Raw genomic sequence first — 22609 nt, 5'->3', positions numbered from 1 at the left:
TGGGAGGCTTGGCTCATGGCGCAGATCAACCCCAGCATCCTGTCCGCGGACTTCGCCCGGCTCGCCGACGAGGCCGAGGCCGTCGGTGGCGCGGACTGGCTGCACGTCGACGTGATGGACAACCACTTCGTGCCCAACCTGACGCTGGGCGTCCCGATCGTGGAGTCGCTGGCCCGCGCGACGGACACCCCGCTCGACTGCCACCTGATGATCGAGGACCCCGACCGCTGGGCCCCGCAGTACGTGGAGGCGGGCGCCGGCTCGGTGACCTTCCACGTCGAGGCCGCCGCGGCACCGGTCCGGCTCGCCCGGGAGATCCGGGCCAAGGGCGCGCGCGCCTCGATGGCGCTCAAGCCGGCCACGCCCATCGAGCCGTACGAGGACCTGCTCCCCGAGCTCGACATGCTGCTCATCATGACCGTCGAGCCCGGCTTCGGCGGCCAGGCCTTCCTCGACATCATGCTCCCCAAGATCCGCCGCACCCGCGAGCTGATCTCCAAGCACGGCCTGGAGCTGTGGCTCCAGGTCGACGGCGGGGTCGCCGAGTCCACGATCGAGCGGTGCGCCGAGGCCGGCGCCGACGTCTTCGTCGCGGGTTCCGCGGTCTACGGAGCGGCGGACCCGGCCGCGGCCGTCGCCTCGCTCAGGGCCCGCGCGGAGACCGCGACCGCCTCCGCCGCGTGGGCGTGTGGCCACTGAGCCTCCGGCGGATGAACGCGGTCCGTCGGGCCGCCGACAGGACTGATCAAGGCTCGTCGGATCTGACAGGATGAACGGCGAGTCCAGAGTGTGAACGACATCGGTATGTGACTTCCGTACGTGAACAGCGGTACGTGAACAGCAGTGAGGAGATCGCGGTGGCGGGTATGTCGGCGGGACGGTCAGCCCTGCGGATGGGCCCCGCGGAGCTGGTGCAGGCGGCGGCCATGGCCCGCCGCTTCTACCTCGAGGGCAAGTCCAAGATCCAGATCGCCGAGGAGTTCGGCGTGAGCCGCTTCAAGGTGGCCCGGGTCCTGGAGACCGCCCTGGAGCGCGACCTCGTGCGGATCGAGATCCGCGTGCCGGCCGAGCTGGACGCCGAGCGCTCCGACGCGCTCCGCGCCCGCTACGGGCTCCGCCACGCCGTCGTCGTAGAGTCCCCGGCGGAGGGCGACGACGAGTCGCCCGACCCGGAGAACCTCGGCGAGGTCGCGGCCGACCTGCTCGGCGAACTCGTCGCCGAGGGCGACGTCCTCGGCCTGGCCTGGGGCCGCTCCACCATCCACATGGCGGCGGCCCTCGACCGGCTGCCGCCCTGCACGGTCGTCCAGCTCACCGGTGTGTACGACGCCGGGACCGCCGAGCGCGGCTCCGTCGAGGCCGTGCGGCGCGCCGCCCAGGTCTCCGGCGGCGAGGCCCACCCCATCTACGCGCCCATGCTGCTGCCCGACCCGGCGACCGCCGCCGCGCTGCGCAGCCAGACCGGCATCGCGCGGGCCTTCGAGTACTTCGACAAGGTCACCGTCGCCTGCGTCTCCATCGGCTCCTGGGAACCGGGCATCTCGACCGTCCACGACATGCTCTCCGACGCCGAGCGCGCCCACTACGCCTCGCTGGGCGTCGCCGCCGAGATGTCCGCGCACCTCTTCGACGCCGAGGGGCGCCGGGTCGGCCGCGACCTGGGCGAGCGCTGCATCACCGTCGAGGCGGACCGGCTGCGCCGGATCCCCGAGGTCGTGGCGATCGCCGGCGGCCAGCGCAAGGCCGCCGCGATCGGGGCGGTGCTCCGCTCCGGGCTCGTCACCAGCCTGGTCACCGACCGCGCCGCGGCGGACTACCTGCTCACCGAGTCCAGCCCGGGCACGCACCCGGCGCTCGACCGCAGGGACCCCGACGGCAACTGAGCGAGGCCGCACGGCGGCAGGGGCCGGAGCCGTCCCGCGACGATATGTTCGGGACATGCTGCTCCGGCCCCCGCGCGTGCTCCTCGCGCTCGTCCTCGCCGTCCTCCTGGCCGGCTGCTCCTCGGCGGGCGGCGGCGCCGCCGTGGACCGGGCCCCGACCCGTACGGCCGCGACCGCGTCCACCGGCACCTCGGGACTCCCCGCCGTACGGGTGTCGGAGCTGCCTCCCGAGGCGCGGCGGACGCTCGACCTCATCGCGCGCGGCGGCCCCTTCCCGTACGCCAAGGACGGCGCCGTCTTCTCGAACTTCGAGCGCGTCCTGCCCCGCCGTGAACGCGGGTACTACCACGAGTACACGGTGAGGACCCCCGGCGAGCACGACCGGGGCGCCCGGCGCGTCGTCACCGGGCGGAGCGGGGAGACGTACTACACGGACGACCACTACGAGACGTTCCGGGAGGTGGTCGCGGATGAGGATCGATGACGCCGTCGTCCTCGACCTGCACGGGGTCACCGACAAGGTCGCCTTCATGAACCGCTGCGTCCGCGCGCTCCCGCTGCCCGTCTGGTTCGGCCGCAACTGGGACGCCCTCGCCGATTCCCTCGCCGACATGCGCGAACCCATGGCGGTCGTCGTGACCGGCTGGCAGTCTTATGCCGAGGCCAGTCCCCACGACTGGGCCATCGCCCAGGAGGTCTTCTCGGCGGCGGCCCGGGCCAGCTCCGCCGGCCTCGCGGTCCTCCTCTCGCTCGGCCGTTCGGAGGATCCGACAGCACACCCTGCCCAAGGCTCGGACGATCCGCCCGCACCGCCCGCGCCACCCCGCGTGGGACAATGAACTACGTGCTTTTTCCCCTGGCTGAAATGCCTAGGGGCCGATCCGAACGACTGGGATGTCAGCACGTGCGTTTCCTCAATGACGTCAAGCCGCCCTACGACCTGACGTACGACGATGTGTTCATGGTGCCGAGCCGCTCGGCCGTCGGTTCCCGCCAGGCCGTGGACCTCTCCTCTCCGGACGGGACCGGGACGACGATCCCGCTCGTCGTGGCCAACATGACCGCCATCGCCGGTCGCCGGATGGCCGAGACGGTCGCCCGCCGCGGCGGCCTGGTCGTCATCCCGCAGGACATCCCGATCGAGGTCGTCACCGACGTCATCTCGTGGGTGAAGAGCCGCCACCACGTGCTGGACACCCCGATCGTCCTGGAGCCGCACCAGACCGTCGCCGACGCGCTCTCCCTGCTCCCGAAGCGGGCCCACGACGCCGGCGTCGTCGTCGACGAGCACCGCCGCCCGGTGGGCGTCGTCACCGACGCCGACCTCTCCGGCGTGGACCGCTTCACGCAGCTCTCCGAGGTCATGTCCAAGGACCTGCTGCTCCTGGACGCCGACATCGACCCGCGCGAGGCCTTCAACACCCTCGACGCCCACAACCGCCGCTACGCCCCGGCCGTGGACGCGGACGGCAAGCTCGTCGGCATCCTCACCCGCAAGGGCGCCCTGCGCGCGACCCTGTACTCCCCGGCCGTCGACGCCGAGGGCCGGCTCCGCGTCGCCGCCGCCGTCGGCATCAACGGCGACGTGGCCGGCAAGGCCAAGCAGCTGCTCGACGCGGGCGTCGACACGCTCGTCATCGACACCGCGCACGGCCACCAGGAGTCGATGATCAGCGCGATCCGCACCGTGCGGGCGCTCGACCCGCAGGTCCCGATCGTCGCGGGCAACATCGTCGCCGCCGAGGGCGTCAAGGACCTCATCGAGGCGGGCGCGGACATCATCAAGGTCGGTGTCGGCCCCGGCGCCATGTGCACCACCCGCATGATGACCGGCGTCGGCCGGCCGCAGTTCTCCGCCGTCCTGGAGTGCGCCGCCGAGGCGAAGAAGTACGGCAAGCACGTCTGGGCCGACGGCGGTGTCCGTCACCCGCGCGACGTCGCCATGGCGCTCGCCGCCGGCGCGTCCAACGTGATGATCGGCTCCTGGTTCGCCGGCACGTACGAGTCCCCGGGCGACCTCCAGCACGACGCCAAGGGCCGTGCCTACAAGGAGTCCTTCGGCATGGCCTCGGCCCGCGCCGTCCGGAACCGGACCTCCGACGAGTCCTCCTACGACCGCGCCCGCAAGGCGCTGTTCGAGGAGGGCATCTCCACCTCGCGCATGTTCCTCGACCCGCAGCGTCCGGGCGTCGAGGACCTGATCGACTCGATCATCGCGGGCGTCCGCTCCTCCTGCACCTACGCCGGTGCGGCGTCGCTCGCGGAGTTCGAGGAGAAGTCGGTGGTCGGCATCCAGTCGGCGGCGGGGTACGCCGAGGGCAAGCCGCTGCACGCCAGCTGGAGCTGAACGCCCACGCCGTAGTACGCCTCGGGCCCCGGGACCTCGCTCCCGGGGCCCGAGGCGTTTCCGTGGTGGGCCTCGCCCCGTCGCGTGGGCGGGGGAGGGGCCCCTCTCGGGAGCAGGGGCTCAGGGGGACGGGTCCAGGACGTCGCGCAGGGCCTCCGCCACCGCCCCCGCCATCCGGGCGTGCCCCGCGTCGTTCGGGTGGAGGCCGTCCGCCAGGTGTTCCGGGCCGAGGAGGGGGCGGCCGGGGAGGACGTGGAGGTGGCGGTCGCCCTCGGCGGCCAGGTCGTGCCCCGCGCGTTCCATGGCCCTGCGCAGCTCCGTGAGGGTGGCGCCGAGGGCGTTGCGGGTGTGCTCGGCCTCCGGGCGCAGGACCGGCGAGACGATGAGCAGCGGGGTCTCCGGGTGGCCCCGGCGGACCAGGCCGACGTAGGCGCGGACGGTCGCGTGGAGCCAGTCGGCGGTGGCGGGCGCCCGGGACCAGCAGTTGGTGCCGAAGGCGAGGGTGATGACCTCGCCCGGGAGCCGCGCCAGCTGCTCGGCGAGGGGCAGCTCGCCCCTGGCCCCGCCCGCGTACCCCAGGTTGACCGGGTCGAGGCCGAGGAGCCGTCCGGCCGTCGCGGGCCAGGAGTGCGCCGGGCGGGTCGAACACCAGCCCTCGGTGATCGAGTCGCCGTGGACGAGCCAGCGGGGCCGGGCCGGGGCGGGGGAGAGGGCGCCGCCGACGGCCCGCAGGGCGAGCGGCAGGGGCGCCTGGCCCTCCGGGAGGTGGACGGTGAACACACCGCCGCCCGGGGGCAGCGGGAGCCTGACGACGGCCTCGGGGGCCGGGGCGGCGCACGTCTCGCCGACGAGCCGCGTCCCCTGCCAGAGGGCGAAGCAGTGGCGCAGCGCGCGCAGGGGGTCGCCGGGCTCCGGGACGGTCGCCCGGTAGCGGAGCTCCACCGCGCGCGTGCCGGGCGCGGCCGTGAACTCGATCCGTACGCCGATGGGCAGCGCCGCCCGCTCGGCGATGTCCCACGGCAGCCGTGCGAGGTCCTCGGGATCGGCCCGCACGGGCCGGTCGCCGTCCAGCCAGGCCGTGCCGCGCAGGAACGGCACCGGGTCGAGCCAGTCCACCGGTGCCTCCGATCGCGGGGTCGTCAGGAGCTCGCAGCGTCGGTCATTCCCCATGAGGAGTCCATGCGCGCGCGGGGGCCGGTTCACACCCGGATGTGTCGATTCATGCGGGGGCGCGCAATGTTTGCCCGTCCGCGCCCGAAGAGCGCAATGATCATCCGGCACTGCGCAACAACCCTGCATTACGACTGCGAACCTTCTCCCCTTAGGCTCGTGCCTCGTACCAGGAGTGGCGGCGACCGCCTGCTCGGCGGTTTCCGTCCCCCCGTGGGCCTGCCCAGGCATGCCCGTGCACCGCCGCGGTCGCCTCCGTACCCACAGGCAGCGATAAGGAGCCTCCGCAGTGCTGGACCACGGCGCAGCCCCACCGGTCGTCGACACGACCACCCCGAAGACGTCCGCTCTCGGCGCGCTCGTCCGCCGCAAGCCGGTAGAACGCCTGGTCGACGAGGGCGGCCAGGGAGAGGGCGGCAGCCTTCGCCGCTCGCTCTCGATGTGGCAGCTGACCATGATCAGCATCGGCGCCACGCTCGGCACCGGCATCTTCGTCGTCCTCGGCGGCGCCGTCCCGAAGGCCGGCCCCGCCGTCACGATCGCCTTCGTCATCGCCGGTCTCACCGCCCTGTTCTCGGCTCTCTCGTATGCCGAGCTGGCCGGCTCCATACCGGTCGCCGGATCCTCGTACTCGTACGCGTACGCAACGATGGGCGAACTCGTCGCCTGGGTCTGCGGCTGGTGTCTGGTCCTGGAGTACGGCGTCTCCGTCGCCGCCGTGGCCGTCGGCTGGGGCGAGTACCTCAACGAGCTGCTCGACGGCACGATCGGCGTCACCATCCCCGACGTCCTGTCGTCGGCCCCCGGCGAGGGCGGCGTCATCAACCTGCCCGGTCTGATCGTCGTGCTGCTCGCCATGGTGTTCCTGCTCGGCGGCGCCCGCGAGTCCGCCGTCGTCAACACGATCATGGTCGTGGTGAAGATCGCCGCCCTCGTGCTCTTCTGCGCGATCGGCTTCATGGGCTTCAAGTCCGGCAACTACAAGGACTTCATGCCGCTCGGCATGACCGGCGTCGGTGCCGCGAGCGCCAGCCTGTTCTTCTCGTACATCGGTTTCGACGCCGCCTCCACGGCCGGCGAGGAGGCGAAGAACCCCAAGCGCGACCTGCCCCGCGCGATCATGCTCTCGCTGCTCATCGTCACCGTCCTCTACGTCCTGGTCGCCGCCGTCGCGGTCGGGGCGTGGAACTGGAAGGCGTTCGAGGGCTCCGAGGCCACGCTCGCGGCGATCATGAACGACGTCACCGGCCAGACCTTCTGGGGAACGATGCTCGCCGCCGGCGCGGTCATCTCCATCGCCAGCGTCGTCCTCACCGTGCTCTACGGCCAGACCCGCATCCTCTTCGCGATGTCCCGCGACGGCCTGGTCCCCAAGGTCTTCGGCAAGGTCAGCGGCAAGACCGGCACCCCGCGCGTCAACACGGTCATCGTCTCGCTCTTCTGCGCCGTCCTCGCGTCGGTCGTCCCGCTCTACAAGCTCGTCGACGCCACCAGCATCGGCACGCTCTTCGCCTTCGGCCTGGTCAACATCGCGGTCATCGTGCTCCGCTACACCCGCCCGGACATGCCGCGCACCTTCAAGGTGGCCCTCGGCCCGGTCTTCCCGATCCTCGGCCTGGGCTTCTGCGTGTACAACATGTTCGGCCTCGACGCCGTCACCTGGATGTACTTCGGCGGATGGATGGCCGCCGGGCTCGTGTTCTACTTCCTGTACGGCATCCGCCGCTCCCGACTGGCCACGGCCCCGGCCCTGGCAGAGGCTCCAGCAGAGAAGTGATCCACCCGTAGTGCGACTCAACGACCTCGACGAACGCATCGTCCACGCCCTCGCGGAGGACGCCCGCCGCAGCTACGCCGACATCGGCTCGCTCGTCGGACTCTCCGCACCCGCCGTGAAGCGGCGCGTGGACCGGCTCCGGGCCGAGGGGGCCATCACCGGCTTCACCGTCCGGGTGGACCCGGCGGCGCTCGGCTGGGAGACCGAGGGCTTCGTCGAGATCTACTGCCGCCACAACACCTCGCCGGACGACATCCGGCGGGGCCTGGAGCGGTACCCCGAGGTGGTGTCCGCGTCGACCGTCACCGGTGACGCGGACGCCGTCGTCCAGGTCTTCGCCTCGGACATGCGCCACTTCGAGCGCGTCCTGGAGCGCATCGCGGGCGAGCCCTTCGTGGAGCGGACCAAGTCCGTCCTGGTGCTCTCGCCGCTGCTGCGGCGCTTCTCCTCGGGCTCGCCGGCGTAGGGGGTGCGGCGGGGGCGGCGCGGGCCGTGGTTCCCGCACCGCCCCCTCACCCCGCCTACCCCCGTGGGGCGGTCTATTCGGTCGGGTATTCGATCTGCCAGGGCAGCACCTTGAAGTCGCCGGTGCCGGGCAGCACCTTCTCGAAGGGCGGCATGCTCTGGCACGGCGGCAGCTCGCCGGTCTGCCCCCGGGTCATCCAGCTGTAGCCGAGCCGGTCGTGCCGGCCGAGGTCGTGCACGGACACGCCGACCCGCTTGTTCCGGAACGCCTCCACGTCGGTCTCGGTGACGACCCCCGTCACCACCGCCACCTTCCCCCCGGTGACCAGGCAGTCGACCTTCGCCACCGCGTAGCCGCCCTTCCCGTCCTTGTAGTGGCTGAAGCGGAAGGTGCCGGTCGCCGACTCGGGATCCTTGTCGTCCTTCGCCGCCAGGTGCGCGTCGAAGCCGAAGGTGATGTCGTCCCCGGCCGGCCGGTACAGCTTGGCGGTGCCGGTCAGCGCGGCGGCCTCCCCGACGGTGGCGGCGGCCGGAGCGGGAGCGTCGTTCCCCGAGGCGACGGCGACACCCCCCGCCCCCAGCGTGAGCAGCACCGCGGCGGCTACGGCGACGATCTTCGTACGACGGTTCATCGTGGTCCCTTTCGGCAGGTCGTCCGGCAGGTCTTCCGGACGACCACCACTCTTCCGCCCGGGGTGCGCCGGGGCGTCGGGCCGCGGAAGGGTCCTCGTCTCCGCCGCGCGGCGGGGGAGCCGTACGACCCCGGTCGGAGCCGTGCGCAACGAATCGACGGGCCGCCCCCCGATCGCGCAACGGTTCGACGGTCGGTCCGCAACGCTGCCGCCTTGTCCCGATGGAGCGCGAAACCGTACCGTTTTTGACGTCTTCCCCCTGTACTTTCGACCGCCGAGGATCGCCGATGCCCGCGCTGCGCACCGCCCTGCTCCAGAGCTCCGGTGAGCTCGGTGACGTGGCCGCCAACCTCAAGATCCTCGACGAGGCCGCCGCCCGCGCCGCGGCCGCCGGCGCCGACCTGCTGCTCGCCCCCGAGCTCTTCCTGACCGGCTACGCCATCGGCGCCGACATCGCGCGCCTGGCCGAGCCGGTCGACGGCCCCTCCGCCCGCGCCGTCGCGGCCGTCGCCGTGCGCCACGGCCTGGCCGTCGGCTACGGCTACCCGGAGCGGGACACCGAGCGGCACGGCGTCGTGTACAACTCCGCGCAGCTCATCGGCGCCGACGGCGTCCCGCTGCTGCGGTACCGCAAGACCCACCTCTTCGGGGACTTCGAGCTGAAGTGGTTCACCCCCGGCGACAGCCCCGTCGCCCAGGCGGAGCTCGGCGGGCTCACCGTCGGCATGATGATCTGCTACGACGTGGAGTTCCCCGAGAACGTCCGGGCGCACGCGCTGGCCGGCACGGACCTCCTCCTCGTGCCGACCGCGCTCATGCACCCCGCCGAGGTCGTACCCCTCTCCGTGGTGCCGGTCCGTGCCTTCGAGAACCAGCTCTACCTCGCGTACGCCAACCGGACCGGACCCGAGGGCGACTTCGAGTTCGTCGGCCTCTCCACCCTGGCCGGCCCCGACGGCACCGCCCGGGTCCGCGCCGGACGCGGCGAGGAGCTCGTCCTCGGCGACGTCGACCCGGCCTTCCTCGCGGCCTCCCGCGCGGAGAACCCCTACCTGCGCGACCGGCGCCCGGGCCTCTACGGCTCCCTCGTCTGAGCCGCCGCCCCACCCCCTCCCCGCCTCCCCCCCCTTTTTTCCGTGCAAGGAGTCCGTACCCCATGACGTCCACGGTGCCCACGACCGCCGTCCCGCACAGCGACGGCCAGCCGCCGATCACCATGTTCGGTCCGGACTTCCCGTACGCCTACGACGACTTCCTGGCCCACCCGGCCGGGCTCGGCCAGATACCGGCCACCGAGCACGGCACCGAGGTCGCCGTCATCGGCGGCGGGCTCTCCGGCATCATCGCCGCGTACGAGCTGATGAAGATGGGCCTCAAGCCCGTCGTCTACGAGGCCGACCAGATCGGCGGCCGGCTGCGCACCGTCGGCTTCGAGGGCACCGGCACCGAGGACCTCACCGCGGAGATGGGCGCCATGCGCTTCCCGCCCTCCTCGACCGCGCTCCAGTACTACATCGACCTGGTCGGCCTGGAGACCAAGCCCTTCCCGAACCCGCTGGCCGAGTCGACCCCGTCGACCGTCGTCGACCTCAAGGGCGAGTCGCACTACGCCACCACCGTCGACGACCTCCCGCAGGTCTACCGCGACGTGATGAACGCGTGGAACGCCTGCCTGGACGAGGGCGCCGACTTCTCCGACATGAACCAGGCCATGCGCGAGCGCGACGTCCCGCGCATCCGCGAGATCTGGTCGAAGCTCGTCGAGAAGCTCGACAACCAGACCTTCTACGGCTTCCTCTGCGACTCCGAGGCCTTCAAGTCCTTCCGCCACCGCGAGATCTTCGGCCAGGTCGGCTTCGGCACCGGCGGCTGGGACACCGACTTCCCCAACTCCATCCTGGAGATCCTCCGCGTCGTCTACACCGAGGCCGACGACCACCACCGCGGCATCGTCGGCGGCTCGCAGCAGCTGCCGATGCGCCTGTGGGAGCGCGAGCCGGAGAAGATCGTCCACTGGGCGCCGGGCACCTCGCTCAGCTCCCTGCACGACGGCACCCCGAAGCCGGCCGTGACGCGGCTGAACCGGACGGCGGGCAACCGGATCACGGTCACCGACGCCTCCGGCGACATCCGCACCTTCCAGGCGGCGATCTTCACCGCGCAGTCCTGGATGCTGCTGTCCAAGATCGCCTGCGACGACTCGCTCTTCCCGATCGACCACTGGACGGCGATCGAGCGCACCCACTACATGGAGTCCTCGAAGCTCTTCGTGCCGGTGGACCGTCCCTTCTGGCTGGACAAGGACGAGGAGACCGGTCGGGACGTCATGTCGATGACGCTGACCGACCGCATGACCCGCGGCACCTACCTCCTCGACGAGGGCCCGGACAAGCCGGCCGTCATCTGCCTCTCGTACACCTGGTGCGACGACAGCCTGAAGTGGCTGCCGCTCTCGGCGAACGAGCGGATGGAGGTCATGCTGAAGTCGCTCGGCGAGATCTACCCGAAGGTCGACATCCGGAAGCACATCATCGGCAACCCGGTGACGGTCTCCTGGGAGAACGAGCCCTACTTCATGGGCGCCTTCAAGGCGAACCTGCCGGGCCACTACCGCTACCAGCGCCGCCTGTTCACGCACTTCATGCAGGACCGGCTGCCCGAGGACAAGCGGGGCATCTTCCTCGCCGGCGACGACATCTCCTGGACGGCCGGCTGGGCCGAGGGCGCGGTGCAGACGGCGCTCAACGCGGTCTGGGGCGTCATGCACCACTTCGGTGGTGCGACCGACGGCACCAACCCGGGTCCGGGCGACGTGTACGACGAGATCGCCCCGGTCGAACTGCCGGAGGACTGATCCCCGTCAGGGCCTGGTGAGGGGCGTGAGCAGCATCCGCCCCACCAGGCCCACCGACCGGTCGAGGCGCTCGGTGAACTCGCCCGCGAGCTCCGGCAGGCCGCGCAGCTGCCAGAGCGAGCGGGCGGCGAGCCAGGCGCCGTCCCTGGCCCGGTCCAGACTCCAGCAGCCGAGCAGATGCGTGAGCGGGTCCGCGACCTCCAGGAGGTCCGGGCCCGGCATCAGTTCCTCCCGGATGCGCTCCTCCAGGAGGACGAGGACGTCGCCGACCCGGTCGAACTCGTCCTCCAGGTCGGTCGGCGCGCACTCCAGGATCCGACAGGCGTCGACCACCGCGAGCGCCAGGTCGTGGCCGATGTGGGCGTTGATCCCGGCGAGCGCGAACTGCAGCGGCCGTACGCCGGGATGGCGCCGGTAGTGGAAGAGGGGCCGCCAGCAGGCCGGCGCGGCCCGGCCGCGGGCGGCGGCGTCGACCGCCGCGAGATAGCGCTCGGCGAACCGCACGTCGAGGGTCGCGGCGGCCCGCCGGTCGGCGAAGGCGCCCGCCTCGATGGCGTGGCCGATCTCCTCGGTGACCGTCAGATAGACCCGGTTGAAGACGGCGACCCCGTCGGCCGGATGCCAGGCCGAGCGGAGCGCCCGCATCCGGTCCACCACGGGGTCGACCGCGACGAACTGGCCGATGCGCGGTCCGGTCTGCTGCCCGATCTGCTGGGTCTGCGCCATGGGGGCAGGCTCCCAGCCGCCGGGCCCGGGAGGGGGCTCCTCGGGCCCGGCTTACCCAGAACGGGCGAATCACTCAGTTCTTCGACGCGCCGTCCGCGTCCGTCTCGTACGAGCTGGTGCCGGCGTCCAGGAGCGGCTCCTGCGTCTTGAGGTGGGCCGGGGCGAAGGCCCGCAGGACGTGGTAGCCGGTGATGACGACGATCGTGCCGAGCGCGATGCCGCCCAGTTCGAAGGTGTCGGTGAAGGTCAGCTTCACTCCGCCGACGCCGATGATGATGCCGGCGGCGGCCGGGACCAGGTTCAGCGGGTTGCGCAGGTCGACCCCGGCGTTGATCCAGATCTGGGCGCCGAGCAGGCCGATCATGCCGTAGAGGATCACGGTGATGCCGCCGAGGACGCCGCCGGGGATCGCGGCGACGACCGCGCCGAACTTGGGGCAGAGGCCGAAGAGCAGCGCGAAGCCGGCAGCGGCCCAGTAGGCGGCGGTCGAGTAGACCCGGGTCGCGGCCATGACGCCGATGTTCTCGGAGTACGTGGTGTTGGGCGGTCCGCCCACGCCGGTGGAGAGCATGGACGCGACGCCGTCGGCGGCGATCGCGGTGCCGAGCTGATCGTCCAGCGACGTGCCGGTCATCTCGCCGACGGCCTTGACGTGACCGGCGTTCTCCGCGACCAGTGCGATGACGACGGGCAGCGCGACCAGGATCGCGGACCACTCGAAGCTCGGGCCGTGCAGGGACGGCAGGCCGATCCAGTCGGCCTCGGAGACGCCGGAGAGGTCCAGCCGCCAGTGGTCGGTGACCTGGCCCCCCGGGGACATCGAGTGGATCTTTCCGAAGACGAGGTCGAAGATCCAGGAGACGCCGTAGCCGAAGAGCAGACCGAGGAAGATCGCGATCCGGGACCAGAAGCCGCGCAGACAGACCACGGCCAGACCGGTGAACAGCATCACGAGCAGGGCCGTCCACTGGTCCTGCGGCCAGTACGTCGACGCGGTGACCGGCGCCAGGTTGAAGCCGATCAGCATGACGACCGCGCCGGTCACGATCGGCGGCATCGCCGCGTGGATGATCCGCGCGCCGAACTTCCGGACGGCGAGACCGGCCAGGAAGAGCACCCCGCCGACGACGAAGACCGCGCCGGTGACGGTGGCGCTGGTGCCGCCCGAGGCCCGGATGGCGGCGGCGACGCCGACGAAGGAGAGCGAGCAGCCCAGGTAGGACGGGACGGTGCCGCGGGTCGCGAGCAGGAAGATCGCGGTGGCGACACCGGACATCATGATCGCGAGGTTCGGGTCGAGGCCCATGAGCACCGGGGCGACGAACGACGCGCCGAACATCGCGACGACGTGCTGGGCGCCGAGGCCGACCGTACGGGGCCAGGAGAGCCGCTCGTCCGGGCGGACGACGGCTCCCGGAGCGGGTGTTCTCCCGTCGCCGTGCAGGGTCCAGCGCACGCCGAGGTTCATGAGGTCGCTCCCGTTCTCCGGTTCCGGCGGCCGCGTCGGGACCGCAAAAGATCAGCCACATGGTATGCGCCGCCGCCGGACCGGGGATCTCGTCGGGACCCCGGGCTACCCCACCGGGCCGCCGCTCCTCGCGGGCGCGGGCGCCGCCGACGCCGCCTCCCGCCCCGCGGTCCTCAGCACGCCCGCGCCGAGCACCAGCCCCAGGGACAGCAGGGTGACCAGGCCGAAGGAGAGGACCAGGGAGGTCGCGTCGGCGATGCCGCCGATCGCCGAGGGGGCGATGAGGCCCGAGGTGTACGTGATGGTGGCGACGCCCGCGATGGCCTGGCTCGGGTTCGGGCCGCTGCGCCCGGCCGCGGCGAAGGCCAGCGGGACGACGACCGCGATCCCGAGCCCGATCAGACCGAACCCGGCCATGGCGACGGCGGCGTGCGGGGCGAGGACCACCAGGACCCCGCCGAGGGTGGCGACGGCGCCCCCGACCCGTACCGTGCGGACCGCTCCGAAGCGGTCCACCACCCGGTCGCCGACCAGCCGGGCCACCGCCATCGTCAGCGCGAAGGCGGTCGTGGAGGCGGCCGCGAGCCCCGCCGAGCTGCCCAGTTCGTCCCGGAGGTAGACGGCCGACCAGTCGAGGCTGGCGCCCTCGGCGAAGACCCCGCAGAAGCCGATGGCGCCGATGACCAGCGCGGACCTCGGCGGCAGCGAGAAGCGCGGCGGCGGCTCCTCCTCCGGGGTGCCGCGCACGTCGAGCACGCCCTGGCAGAGGACCAGGCCGAGCGCGGTGAGCACGAGGGCGGCGACCAGGTGGTGCAGCCGGGCGTCGCCGCCGAGGTGGGCGGCGACCGTACCGGCGGCGGAGCCGAGCAGGGCGCCGACGCTCCACATGCCGTGCAGGCTCGACATGATGGACCTGCCGAGCCGGTTCTCGGTCTCGACGCCGAGCGCGTTCATCGCCACGTCGGACATGCCGGCGGTCGCCCCGTACACGAGGAGCGCGCCGCACAGTCCCCAGATGTTCGGGGCCAGCGAGGGCAGCGCGAGCGAGAGGGTCCACAGGGCGAGCAGGCCGCGCAGCGCCGTGCGGGCACCGAAGCGGTGCGAGACGGCCCCGGCGAGCGGCATCGCGAGGGAGGCGCCGAGCGCGGGGAAGGCGAGCGCGAGCCCGAGCTGTCCGGCGCTCACGCCCGCGTGCTCCTGGATCCAGGGGATCCGGGTCGCGAAGCTGCCGGTGACCGAGCCGTGGACGCAGAAGACGGCGGCGACGGCGAAGCGCGCCCGCCGGAGACGATCGGTGCTGGTGACGGTCTCCGCCGCCATGGGCCCTCCCTGGGTCGTGGTGTGCCGGGGTGTGGGGGTGTGCCGGTGCGTACTGGTGCGCCGGTGTGTGCCGCGTAAACTATCAGGAACCCTGCCTGATAAATAGACCGCGGAAGGGGATCCCGCTCCCCGCGCGTCTGAGAGGATCACCGCATGGCCGCATCCCCGAGCACCGCACGGGCCATCAACGACCGGCTCGCCCTGCGACTGCTCCAGGACGAGGGCCCGTTGACGGCCGCTCAGCTCAAGACGCTCACCGGACTCTCCCGCCCGACCGTCGCCGACCTCGTCGAGCGGCTCCGGGGCTCCGGTCTCGTCCACGTCGTCGGCGAGGCCGGAGCCGAGCGCCGCGGCCCCAACGCCAAGCTGTACGGGATCGTGGCCGACCGCGCCCACCTCGCGGCCCTCGACGTCCGCACCCGCTCGGTCTCCGTCACCGTCGCCGACCTCCTCGGCGCCACGCTCGCCGAGGCCTCCGTCCCCGTCGGCGACGACAGCGGCACGGAACCCGCCGTCGAGAAGGCGGTCGCGCTCCTGGAGCGGACCGTGCGGGAGGCGGGCGCCGACCGGCTGCACAGCGTCGCCGTCGGCGCCCCCGGCCTCATCGACCCCGCCACCGGCGAACTGCGCGACTCCTCGGGGCTGCCCGCCTGGCACCGCCGGCTCGTCGGCGTCCTCCAGGAACGGCTGCCCGCCCACGTCCTCGTCGAGAACGAGACCAACCTCGCCGCCGTCGCCGAGCTCCGCGAGGGCGCGGCCCGCGACCGCGAGGACTTCGTCCTGCTCTGGCTCGGCCAGGGCGTCGGCGCCGCCGTCGTCCTCGACGGCCGGCTGCGCCGGGGAGCCTCCGGCGGCGCGGGGGAGATCGGCTTCCTGCCGGTCCCCGGCACCTCCGGACTCCCCTCGGCCACCGGCTGTGACGGCGGCTTCCACGAGCTGTCCTGCGCGGCCGCCGTCGGGGCCCTCGCCGCCGCCCACGGTCTCGACCCCGCCGACGCGCTCGGAGCGGACCACGGACCCTTCCTCGACGCCCTGGCCCGCCGCCTCGCCGTCGGCGCGGCCGCCGTCGTCTCCGTCCTGGACCCCGGATGCGTGGTCCTCGCCGGGGAGACCGGCCACGCGGGCGGCTCGGAGCTCGCCGCCCGCGTGGAGGCGGAACTCTCCACCCTCTCGCCGCTGCGCACGGAGGTCCGCCCGACCGCCCTCGGGGACGCCGCGGTCCTCCGCGGCGCCCTCCTCCGGGCGCGCGACGCGGCCCAGGACGAGTTGTTCCCGTAGGCCCGGGCGGGGAAGCGGGAACGCCGCCGCGCCGCGCCCCCGGGCGGCGAAGCGAAAACACCGCCGCGCCGCGCCCCGGACAGGGGAGCGCGGCGCGGTGGGCCCGGCGGCGGCAAGGGCCGTGAGTGTCCGCCGCCGGGGGTCGTCGGAGGGGCGTCGCAGGGGACGTCAGCAGGCGCCGAGGTCCTTCCAGACGCCCCAGTCGCCGGTCGTGCCCGGCTCCTCGTTCTGCGTCCACCACTGGGCCTTCCACTTCTTGCCCTTGTGGGAGACCTCGTTGCCCGCGTTGTAGACCGTGCCGGCCACGTACGCCGGAGCGGTGCAGCCCGTGGTGGGCGGCGTCGTCGGAGGCGTGGTCGGGGGAGTCGTCGGCGGGGTGGTGGGCGGCGTGGTCGGGGGAGTGGTGGGCGGGGTGGTGGTGCCCGGCTCCACGACCGTCGTGCCGCGCGCCAGGTCACCGGCGAGGGCGTACGTCGTGCCGTTGATGTTCACCGTCCAGTTGGAGGGGGTGGACACCGGCAGGTAGTAGTTGAACGCCAGGTCGATCGTGGCGCCCGGGGCCAGCGACTGCCAGGCCGGGAGCTTCAGGGAGACGCGGTGGAAGTCGCCCTTCAGACCGCCCGCGTTCGAGCCCGTGTGGTCGCTGCTGATGACCTTCGTGCCGAAGCCGGACTGGTCGGAGGCGTTGGCCGGGGCCGAGGTGCCGTAGTCGAACTGGAACTCGGTGCCGCCGGGCAGCGCCGTCGCCGTGTTGTTGGTGATCTTGATCTTCGGCGTGATCGGGTAGTTCGAGTCGCCCAGCTTGAACTCGGTGAACTGGGCGTCGATCTTCACGGCCTGGGTCGGCAGCGCCTTGTTGGACTTCTTCGCGCCGTACGGGGTGGCCGCCCTGAACTTGTCGTACATCAGCGAGGTGAGCGTCGAGCCCATCTCGTACTGGCCCTTGGTGGCGTTCCAGCCGTAGTCGCCGGCCATCTCCCAGACCATGGTGCCGCCGATGCCGCGGTCGACCACGTAGTCGGCCTTCGCGGCCACGGACTGCTCGTCCTCGGTGGAGAGGAAGACCTTCTTCTGCGCGTTCCACAGCCACGGCGCGACCAGGGTCGCGTCGTACTTGCGGGCGTAGGTGCCGGTCAGCGTGGTGTTCGCCGGGAAGCCGTACCGGGTGACGTAGTCGCCGACGATCCCCTTCTCCAGGTTCTTGGCGTGCCACATCGGGTTGGAGCCCGCGGGCGACTCGACACCGTTGGTGTCCTTGTCGTGCCAGAGGTTGTCGATGCCGGTGGCGCCGTCGCCGCACTTGGTCAGACCGGCGCCGGCCGGGCAGGTGGTCGCGGAGGCCCTGCCCCACAGGCCGTCGGTGCCGCCCTGCACGTTCTTGTGGCCGCGGGTGTAGTAGGGCAGGCCGATGTTGATCCGGCCGGCCGGCATGGAGCCGCGGAAGTAGTGGTACGCCCAGTCGGTGTTGAGGTAGCCGATGGAGCCGTACTGCGAGGAGCCGTAGACGTTGGCCGCGGCGAGCTCGCCGTCCTTGCCGTCGTCGAAGAGGGAGGCGTTGGGGCCGACGTACTCGTTCCAGGCGCCGTGCAGGTCGTAGGACATGATGTTGACGTAGTCCAGGTACTTCTGCATCTGGAAGGTCTCCATGCCGCGCAGCAGATAGCCGGAGGAGGGGGCGGCGACGGTCAGCAGGTAGTGCCTGCCGTCCGCGGCGCCCGCCGTGTCCAGCTTCTCGCGCAGGGACTTCATGAGGGCCGCGTAGCCCTGTACGAGTCCGGCGCGGCGCGCGTTGGCGAGCTGCCAGTCCAGCGGGTTGCCGGCGTCCTTCATCGTGGTCGGGTACTCGTAGTCGATGTCGACGCCGTTGAACCCGTACTTCCGGATGAAGTCGACGGCCGAGGTCGCGAAGGTGTCGATCCCGGCCTGGTTGACCGAACCGTCGGCGTTGGTCGCCATCGAGTAGAAGCCGCCCGAGTTCACCCGGTCGCCGTTGTCCGCGAAGTAGCCGCCGGTCTCCGCCCAGCCGCCGACCGAGATCAGCGTCTTGACGTTCGGGTGCTGCTTCTTGAACTTGTTGAGCAGGTTGAAGTGACCCTTGTAGGGGTACGCGGGGTCCATCTCGGCGCCGGCGACACCGGGCCAGGTCATCCCGGTGGCGGCGTTCTCCGGGCCGTCCGTGCCCACGGAGAGCTTGTTGTCGCCGCCGATGTGGCCGAAGGCGTAGTTGATGTGGGTGATCTTGTCCCACGGGATGTCCTTGGCCAGGTACGCGGGCTGGCCGTTCTTGCCGGTGCGCCAGCCGGTGAAGTAGCCGATGACCCGGCGCTGGTGGTCCGCGCCCATCTTCTCGCGGCCCTCGGTGTCGTAGACCGAGCAGTACGGGACGTCGACGCCCGGCGTCCTGTAGAGCCCGTCGGGGCGACAGGACTCGTTGTCGGCGGCGTACGAGACGCCGCCGGAGAGCGAGCTGAGCAGCAGTCCGGCGACGGCGGCACCGGACGCGAGCAGCGAGGCTCTCCTGGTCGTGGGGGACAGCACGATCGGTTCCTCCTGGGGCGGGGGAAAACACGCAACGAACAAGGGGGTGGTACGTGTTGGGCCCGTGGAGTGCGCACGCCGACGGGCCGTTACCTCGGAGGTGACACGGAGATTAAGAGGACTAGACCAGTGCGTCAATAGGTCTGGACCATATGGGCTCCGCGAGGGGTCTGTGAGCCAGCCCACAGGGTCCCGGCCTATCGCTCCCGGCGAGCCGTGGCACACTGGCCCTGTATCAGCAGCAGCGCACTCCGGGGTCGGTGTAATTCCGAACCGGCGGTATAGTCCGCGACCCGTCCGCAAGCCAGCGGCCGGTTGACCAGGTGAAATTCCTGGACCGACGGTGAAAGTCCGGATGGGAGGCAGTGCGCGGCGGGCGACCCCTTCCAGGGGTGCGTCGGCCGTACGTCCGCTGGTGGCCGCGTTCCGTCGGCGCACCCGCAGACCTCCGGCCGTATCGGCACACCCCGTGCGAAGCGTCGTACCCGCTCCCTGTCGTCATCGACAGGCCCCGGAGTCCGTGCCCGAAGAGGCAGGAGGACCCGGTGGACCGGCAGGCCGACATCACCGCCATGCGACGCGCCGTCGAGCTCGCCGCGCGCGCTCTCGGCGCCACCAGCCCCAACCCGGTCGTCGGGTGCGTCATCACCGACGCCTCCGGCCACCCGGTCGGCGAAGGCTTCCACCAGGGCGCCGGCGGCCCCCACGCCGAGGTCCACGCCCTGCGCGCGGCCGGCGTCCTGGCCCGCGGCGGCACCGCGTACGTCACCCTCGAACCCTGCGACCACACCGGCCGCACCGGCCCCTGCTCCCAGGCCCTGATCGAGGCCGGGATCAGCCGGGTCGTGTACGCGGTCGGCGACCCGAACCCGCAGGCCACGGGCGGAGCCGGCACCCTTCGCGCCGCCGGGGTCGAGGTCGAGCAGGGCCTCCTGGAGGACGAGGCCGAGTCCGGCAACATCGCCTGGCTCACCTCCGTCCGCCGCGGCCGCCCCTTCGTCCGCTGGAAGTACGCCGCCACCCTCGACGGCCGGATCGCCGCCGCCGACGGCACCTCCCGCTGGATCAGCTCCGCCGAGTCCCGCGCCGACGTCCACCGGCTGCGCGCCGAGGCCGACGCCGTCGTCGTCGGCTCCGGCACCGCCCGCGCCGACGACCCCCACCTGGCCGTACGGGGCGTCGCGGACACGGAGACGGCGGTCGTCCAGCCGCTGCGGGTCGTCGTCGACACCGAGGCGAGCGCCGTCAAGCCCGGCGCCCGGGTCCTCGACGGGGCCGGCCCCACCCTGATCGCGATCGCCGAGGACGCCGAGACCGTGCTCACGGACGTCGTACGGCTCCCCAGGGCCGAGCGCGGCCTCGCCGTCCCCGCCCTCCTGGACGCCCTCCACGCGCGCGGTGTCCGCTCGATCCTCCTCGAAGGCGGCCCCACCCTCGCGGCCGCCTTCCTCGCCGCGGGCGCCGTCGACCAGGTCGTCGGCTACCTCGCCCCGGTCCTCCTCGGCGCGGGCCCCACCGCCCTCGCCGACGCCGGAATCTCCACCCTCACCGAAGCGTTGCGGCTCGACATCACCGAGACCGCGCGCGTCGGATCCGACCTCCGCATCACCGCCACCCTCAAGGGAGCCTGACCGTGTTCACCGGAATCGTCGAAGAACTGGGCGAGGTCGTCGCCGTCGAACGGCTGGAGGACGCCTCCCGCTTCCGGCTGCGCGGCCCCCTGGTCACGGAAGGCGCCCGGCACGGCGACTCCATCGCCGTCAACGGTGTCTGTCTCACGGTCGTCGGGTCCGGCGACGGCGAGTTCACCGCCGACGTCATGGCCGAGACCCTCAAGCGGTCCAGCCTCGGCGCCCTCGAAGTCGGCTCCCGGGTCAACCTGGAGCGCCCCATGGCCGTCGGCGGACGCCTCGGCGGCCACATCGTCCAGGGCCACGTCGACGGCACCGGCACCCTCCTGGAGCGGACCCCGTCCGAGCACTGGGAACTGGTCAAGGTCGGCCTGCCCGCCCACCTCTCCCGGTACGTCGTCGAGAAGGGCTCGATCACGGTCGACGGCGTCAGCCTCACCGTCGTCGAGGTCGCCGACGACTGGTTCACCATCAGCCTCATCCCGACCACCCTCGACCTGACCACGCTCGGCATCAAGCAGTCCGGCGACCCGGTCAACCTCGAGGTGGACGTCATCGCCAAGTACGTCGAGCGGCTGCTCGGCACCGACGCCAAGGAGAACGAGAAGTGAACTGGCTCAACTCCGAGGCGTTCGCCGTCTTCGGCCAGCACATCATGTGGTCCGACATGATCGGCAACACGATCGGGCTCGTCGCCCTCGCGCTCGGCTGGCGCCGCTCGATCCTCACCTGGCCCGCCCAGCTCCTCTCCGGCGTCATCCTCGTCGGCGCCTACGCCTCCGCCCACCTCTCCGGCGGCGTCGGCAAGCAGCTCCTCGTCATCGGCGTCGCCGCCTGGGGCTGGTGGCAGTGGAACCGCGGCAGGCGGCAGGCCCAGGACGGCTCCATCGCCGTCCGCTTCGCCACCTGGAAGGAGCGCGGACTGCTCCTGGCGGGCGCGGTCCTCGGCACCCTCGCCGTCGGCGGCCTCTTCACCCTCTACCCGTCGCTCTCCTGGAGCCCCTGGGCCGACGCGTACATCTTCGTCGGCACCCTCGTCGCGATGATCGCCCAGGCCCGCGGCCTCGTCGAGTTCTGGTTCGCCTGGCTCCTCGTCGACCTCGTCGGCGTCCCGCTCGCCTTCGACAGCGGCCTCGCCTTCTCCGGCCTCGTCTACGTCGTCTACTTCGCCCTCGTCGTCTGGGGCATGCGCGACTGGTGGCTCCGGACGCGCACGACCTCCGCTCTGGAAGGAGCCACGGCATGAGCGCGCTTCCGATCTGGGACGCCACCGACCTGGCCCTCGACCCCGTCGAGCAGGCCGTCCGCGACATCGCCGCCGGCCGCCCCGTCGTCGTCGTCGACGACGAGGACCGCGAGAACGAGGGCGACCTCGTCATCGCCGCCGAGAAGGCCACCCCCGAGATCATCGCCTTCATGATGAGCGAGTGCCGCGGCCTGATCTGCGCCCCCATGGAGGACGAGGAGCTGCGGCGCCTCGAACTCCCGCAGATGGTCGAGCACAACACCGAGTCGATGCGCACGGCCTTCACCGTCTCCGTGGACGCGTCCCCCGCCCACGGCGTCACCACCGGCATCTCCGCCGCCGACCGCGCCACCACCCTGCGGATGCTGGCCTCCGGCCGCCACGAGCCCGGCGACTTCGTCCGCCCCGGCCACATCTTCCCGCTGCGCGCCAAGCCCGGCGGCGTCCTCGCCCGCAACGGACACACCGAGGCCGCCGTCGACCTCGCCCGCCTCGCGGGCCTCCGCCCGGCCGGAGCGATCGTCGAGATCGCCGGCGAGGACGGCGTGATGCTGCGCCTGCCCGAGCTCGTCCCCTTCGCCCGCAAGCACGGCCTGACGATCATCTCCATCGAGGACCTGATCGCCTACCGCCGCTCCGCCGAGCCGACCGTCCGGCGCGAGGCCGAGGTCCAGCTCCCCACCGCGCACGGCGAGTTCACCGCGTACGGCTACCGCTCCACCGTCGACGGCGTCGAGCACGTCGCCCTCGTCCACGGCGAGATCGGCGACGGCGAGGACGTCCTCGTCCGGGTCCACTCCGAGTGCCTGACCGGCGACATCTTCCAGTCGCTGCGCTGCGACTGCGGCCCCCAGCTGCAGGCCTCCATGGACCGGATCACCGAGGCCGGCCGCGGCGTCGTCGTCTACCTGCGCGGCCACGAGGGCCGCGGCATCGGCCTGCTGTCCAAGCTGCGGGCGTACGAGCTCCAGGAGCGCGGCCGCGACACCCTCGACGCCAACCTGGAGCTCGGACTGCCCGCCGACGCCCGCGACTACGCGGCCGGCGCGCAGATCCTCGGGGACCTCGGCGTCCGCAGCCTGCGCCTGCTGACCAACAACCCCGACAAGATCGACGCCCTCACCCGGCACGGCCTCCGGGTCGAGGGCAGGGAGCCCATGCCGGTCCAGGCCGGCGAGCACAACCTCCGCTACCTGCGCACCAAGCGGGACCGGATGGGGCACGACCTGCCCTGGCTGGACGGCTCCCCGGCCTCCACCTGCGGCAACCAGTAA

At 72.2% G+C, this 22609-nt stretch carries 20 protein-coding genes and 1 riboswitch; of the genes, 14 read left to right on the top strand and 6 right to left on the bottom strand.

Annotation, left to right across the window (positions count from 1 at the left end; all coding sequences use genetic code 11):
• Positions 1-15 precede the first annotated feature (15 nt).
• From rpe to ACZ66Z_RS29120, 5 genes are all read left to right on the top strand, one after another.
• A complete protein-coding gene (rpe, locus tag ACZ66Z_RS29140; RefSeq protein ID WP_469938336.1) occupies positions 16-699 on the top strand; it encodes a ribulose-phosphate 3-epimerase in 684 nt (227 codons plus the stop codon).
• Between the two features lie 167 nt (positions 700-866).
• Positions 867-1883, top strand: a complete 1017-nt coding sequence (locus tag ACZ66Z_RS29135; RefSeq protein WP_469938385.1) for a sugar-binding transcriptional regulator — start codon at positions 867-869, stop codon at positions 1881-1883.
• Between the two features lie 55 nt (positions 1884-1938).
• Positions 1939-2367 (top strand): guanyl-specific ribonuclease, encoded by a 429-nt coding sequence (locus ACZ66Z_RS29130; RefSeq protein WP_469938335.1) that lies wholly within the window; start codon positions 1939-1941, stop codon positions 2365-2367.
• On the top strand, positions 2354-2722 hold the full coding sequence (locus tag ACZ66Z_RS29125; RefSeq protein WP_469938334.1) for a barstar family protein: 369 nt from the start codon (positions 2354-2356) through the stop codon (positions 2720-2722). The genes ACZ66Z_RS29130 and ACZ66Z_RS29125 overlap by 14 nt, the downstream gene beginning before the upstream one ends.
• Positions 2723-2787: 65 nt before the next feature.
• Positions 2788-4230: a GuaB1 family IMP dehydrogenase-related protein gene (locus tag ACZ66Z_RS29120; protein ID WP_469938333.1), complete on the top strand. Its 1443-nt coding sequence runs from the start codon at positions 2788-2790 to the stop codon at positions 4228-4230.
• Positions 4231-4350: 120 nt separating this feature from the next.
• On the opposite strand, the gene ACZ66Z_RS29115 is transcribed toward ACZ66Z_RS29120, so the two are convergent.
• Entirely contained in the window at positions 4351-5400 is a 1050-nt protein-coding gene (locus ACZ66Z_RS29115; RefSeq protein WP_469938332.1) for a GDSL-type esterase/lipase family protein, read from the bottom strand.
• Positions 5401-5689: 289 nt separating this feature from the next.
• On the opposite strand from ACZ66Z_RS29115, the gene ACZ66Z_RS29110 reads away from it, so the two are divergent.
• The gene (locus tag ACZ66Z_RS29110; protein ID WP_469938331.1) at positions 5690-7177 is read left to right on the top strand and encodes an amino acid permease; all 1488 of its coding nucleotides are present in this window, start codon (positions 5690-5692) and stop codon (positions 7175-7177) included.
• Between the two features lie 10 nt (positions 7178-7187).
• On the top strand, positions 7188-7643 hold the full coding sequence (locus ACZ66Z_RS29105) for an Lrp/AsnC family transcriptional regulator (RefSeq protein ID WP_015032260.1): 456 nt from the start codon (positions 7188-7190) through the stop codon (positions 7641-7643).
• A 73-nt stretch (positions 7644-7716) separates the two neighbouring features.
• Here the strand turns inward: ACZ66Z_RS29105 and ACZ66Z_RS29100 are convergent, their stop codons facing one another.
• A complete protein-coding gene (locus ACZ66Z_RS29100) occupies positions 7717-8274 on the bottom strand; it encodes a Repetin (protein WP_469938330.1) in 558 nt (185 codons plus the stop codon).
• A gap of 287 nt (positions 8275-8561) precedes the next feature.
• Here ACZ66Z_RS29100 and ACZ66Z_RS29095 point away from each other — a divergent pair, with 287 nt between their 5' ends.
• A complete protein-coding gene (locus ACZ66Z_RS29095) occupies positions 8562-9368 on the top strand; it encodes a carbon-nitrogen hydrolase family protein (RefSeq protein WP_469938329.1) in 807 nt (268 codons plus the stop codon).
• A 62-nt stretch (positions 9369-9430) separates the two neighbouring features.
• The gene (locus ACZ66Z_RS29090; RefSeq protein ID WP_469938328.1) at positions 9431-11128 is read left to right on the top strand and encodes a flavin monoamine oxidase family protein; all 1698 of its coding nucleotides are present in this window, start codon (positions 9431-9433) and stop codon (positions 11126-11128) included.
• Between the two features lie 6 nt (positions 11129-11134).
• Here the strand turns inward: ACZ66Z_RS29090 and ACZ66Z_RS29085 are convergent, their stop codons facing one another.
• From ACZ66Z_RS29085 to ACZ66Z_RS29075, 3 genes are all read right to left on the bottom strand, one after another.
• The gene (locus ACZ66Z_RS29085; RefSeq protein WP_469938327.1) at positions 11135-11854 is read right to left on the bottom strand and encodes a DUF5995 family protein; all 720 of its coding nucleotides are present in this window, start codon (positions 11852-11854) and stop codon (positions 11135-11137) included.
• Between the two features lie 73 nt (positions 11855-11927).
• A complete protein-coding gene (locus ACZ66Z_RS29080; protein ID WP_469938326.1) occupies positions 11928-13322 on the bottom strand; it encodes a uracil-xanthine permease family protein in 1395 nt (464 codons plus the stop codon).
• Between the two features lie 105 nt (positions 13323-13427).
• Positions 13428-14642: an MFS transporter gene (locus ACZ66Z_RS29075; protein ID WP_469938325.1), complete on the bottom strand. Its 1215-nt coding sequence runs from the start codon at positions 14640-14642 to the stop codon at positions 13428-13430.
• Positions 14643-14795: 153 nt separating this feature from the next.
• Here ACZ66Z_RS29075 and ACZ66Z_RS29070 point away from each other — a divergent pair, with 153 nt between their 5' ends.
• Entirely contained in the window at positions 14796-15920 is a 1125-nt protein-coding gene (locus ACZ66Z_RS29070; RefSeq protein ID WP_469938324.1) for an ROK family transcriptional regulator, read from the top strand.
• A gap of 168 nt (positions 15921-16088) precedes the next feature.
• On the opposite strand, the gene ACZ66Z_RS29065 is transcribed toward ACZ66Z_RS29070, so the two are convergent.
• Positions 16089-18458 (bottom strand): chitinase C-terminal domain-containing protein, encoded by a 2370-nt coding sequence (locus tag ACZ66Z_RS29065; protein WP_469938323.1) that lies wholly within the window; start codon positions 18456-18458, stop codon positions 16089-16091.
• A gap of 242 nt (positions 18459-18700) precedes the next feature.
• A riboswitch (FMN riboswitch) is annotated at positions 18701-18831 on the top strand.
• Between the two features lie 199 nt (positions 18832-19030).
• Between ACZ66Z_RS29065 and ribD the strand changes: the two genes are divergently transcribed.
• The 4 genes from ribD to ACZ66Z_RS29045 are packed head-to-tail and all read left to right on the top strand — an operon-like array spanning position 19031 to position 22609.
• Positions 19031-20089, top strand: coding sequence for a bifunctional diaminohydroxyphosphoribosylaminopyrimidine deaminase/5-amino-6-(5-phosphoribosylamino)uracil reductase RibD (ribD, locus tag ACZ66Z_RS29060; RefSeq protein WP_469938384.1), 1059 nt, complete (start codon positions 19031-19033; stop codon positions 20087-20089).
• A gap of 2 nt (positions 20090-20091) precedes the next feature.
• Positions 20092-20700 carry a riboflavin synthase gene (locus tag ACZ66Z_RS29055; RefSeq protein WP_469938322.1) on the top strand — a complete coding sequence of 203 codons (609 nt, stop codon included), beginning with the start codon at positions 20092-20094 and terminating at the stop codon, positions 20698-20700.
• Positions 20701-20744: 44 nt separating this feature from the next.
• Complete coding sequence (locus tag ACZ66Z_RS29050; RefSeq protein ID WP_469938383.1) at positions 20745-21335, top strand: nicotinamide mononucleotide transporter family protein; 591 nt, start codon at positions 20745-20747, stop codon at positions 21333-21335.
• Complete coding sequence (locus ACZ66Z_RS29045; RefSeq protein WP_469938321.1) at positions 21332-22609, top strand: bifunctional 3,4-dihydroxy-2-butanone-4-phosphate synthase/GTP cyclohydrolase II; 1278 nt, start codon at positions 21332-21334, stop codon at positions 22607-22609. Before ACZ66Z_RS29050 ends, ACZ66Z_RS29045 begins: the two co-directional genes overlap by 4 nt.

This window comes from Streptomyces sp. NPDC107498 (genome assembly GCF_055582805.1).
Note: the sequence above shows the minus strand (reverse complement) of the source record. Positions and strands in the feature narration are given on the sequence as shown.

Bases quoted from the DNA above. Each gene is read 5' to 3' on its own strand.
- rpe (WP_469938336.1), top strand. From the start codon at position 16: ATGGCGCAGATCAACCCCAGCATCCTGTCCGCGGACTTCGCCCGGCTC.
- ACZ66Z_RS29135 (WP_469938385.1), top strand. From the start codon at position 867: ATGTCGGCGGGACGGTCAGCCCTGCGGATGGGCCCCGCGGAGCTGGTG.
- ACZ66Z_RS29130 (WP_469938335.1), top strand. From the start codon at position 1,939: ATGCTGCTCCGGCCCCCGCGCGTGCTCCTCGCGCTCGTCCTCGCCGTC.
- ACZ66Z_RS29125 (WP_469938334.1), top strand. From the start codon at position 2,354: ATGAGGATCGATGACGCCGTCGTCCTCGACCTGCACGGGGTCACCGAC.
- ACZ66Z_RS29115 (WP_469938332.1), bottom strand. From the start codon at position 5,400: ATGGGGAATGACCGACGCTGCGAGCTCCTGACGACCCCGCGATCGGAG.
- ACZ66Z_RS29100 (WP_469938330.1), bottom strand. From the start codon at position 8,274: ATGAACCGTCGTACGAAGATCGTCGCCGTAGCCGCCGCGGTGCTGCTC.
- ACZ66Z_RS29095 (WP_469938329.1), top strand. From the start codon at position 8,562: ATGCCCGCGCTGCGCACCGCCCTGCTCCAGAGCTCCGGTGAGCTCGGT.
- ACZ66Z_RS29090 (WP_469938328.1), top strand. From the start codon at position 9,431: ATGACGTCCACGGTGCCCACGACCGCCGTCCCGCACAGCGACGGCCAG.
- ACZ66Z_RS29085 (WP_469938327.1), bottom strand. From the start codon at position 11,854: ATGGCGCAGACCCAGCAGATCGGGCAGCAGACCGGACCGCGCATCGGC.
- ACZ66Z_RS29080 (WP_469938326.1), bottom strand. From the start codon at position 13,322: ATGAACCTCGGCGTGCGCTGGACCCTGCACGGCGACGGGAGAACACCC.
- ACZ66Z_RS29075 (WP_469938325.1), bottom strand. From the start codon at position 14,642: ATGGCGGCGGAGACCGTCACCAGCACCGATCGTCTCCGGCGGGCGCGC.
- ACZ66Z_RS29070 (WP_469938324.1), top strand. From the start codon at position 14,796: ATGGCCGCATCCCCGAGCACCGCACGGGCCATCAACGACCGGCTCGCC.
- ribD (WP_469938384.1), top strand. From the start codon at position 19,031: ATGCGACGCGCCGTCGAGCTCGCCGCGCGCGCTCTCGGCGCCACCAGC.
- ACZ66Z_RS29050 (WP_469938383.1), top strand. From the start codon at position 20,745: ATGTGGTCCGACATGATCGGCAACACGATCGGGCTCGTCGCCCTCGCG.
- ACZ66Z_RS29045 (WP_469938321.1), top strand. From the start codon at position 21,332: ATGAGCGCGCTTCCGATCTGGGACGCCACCGACCTGGCCCTCGACCCC.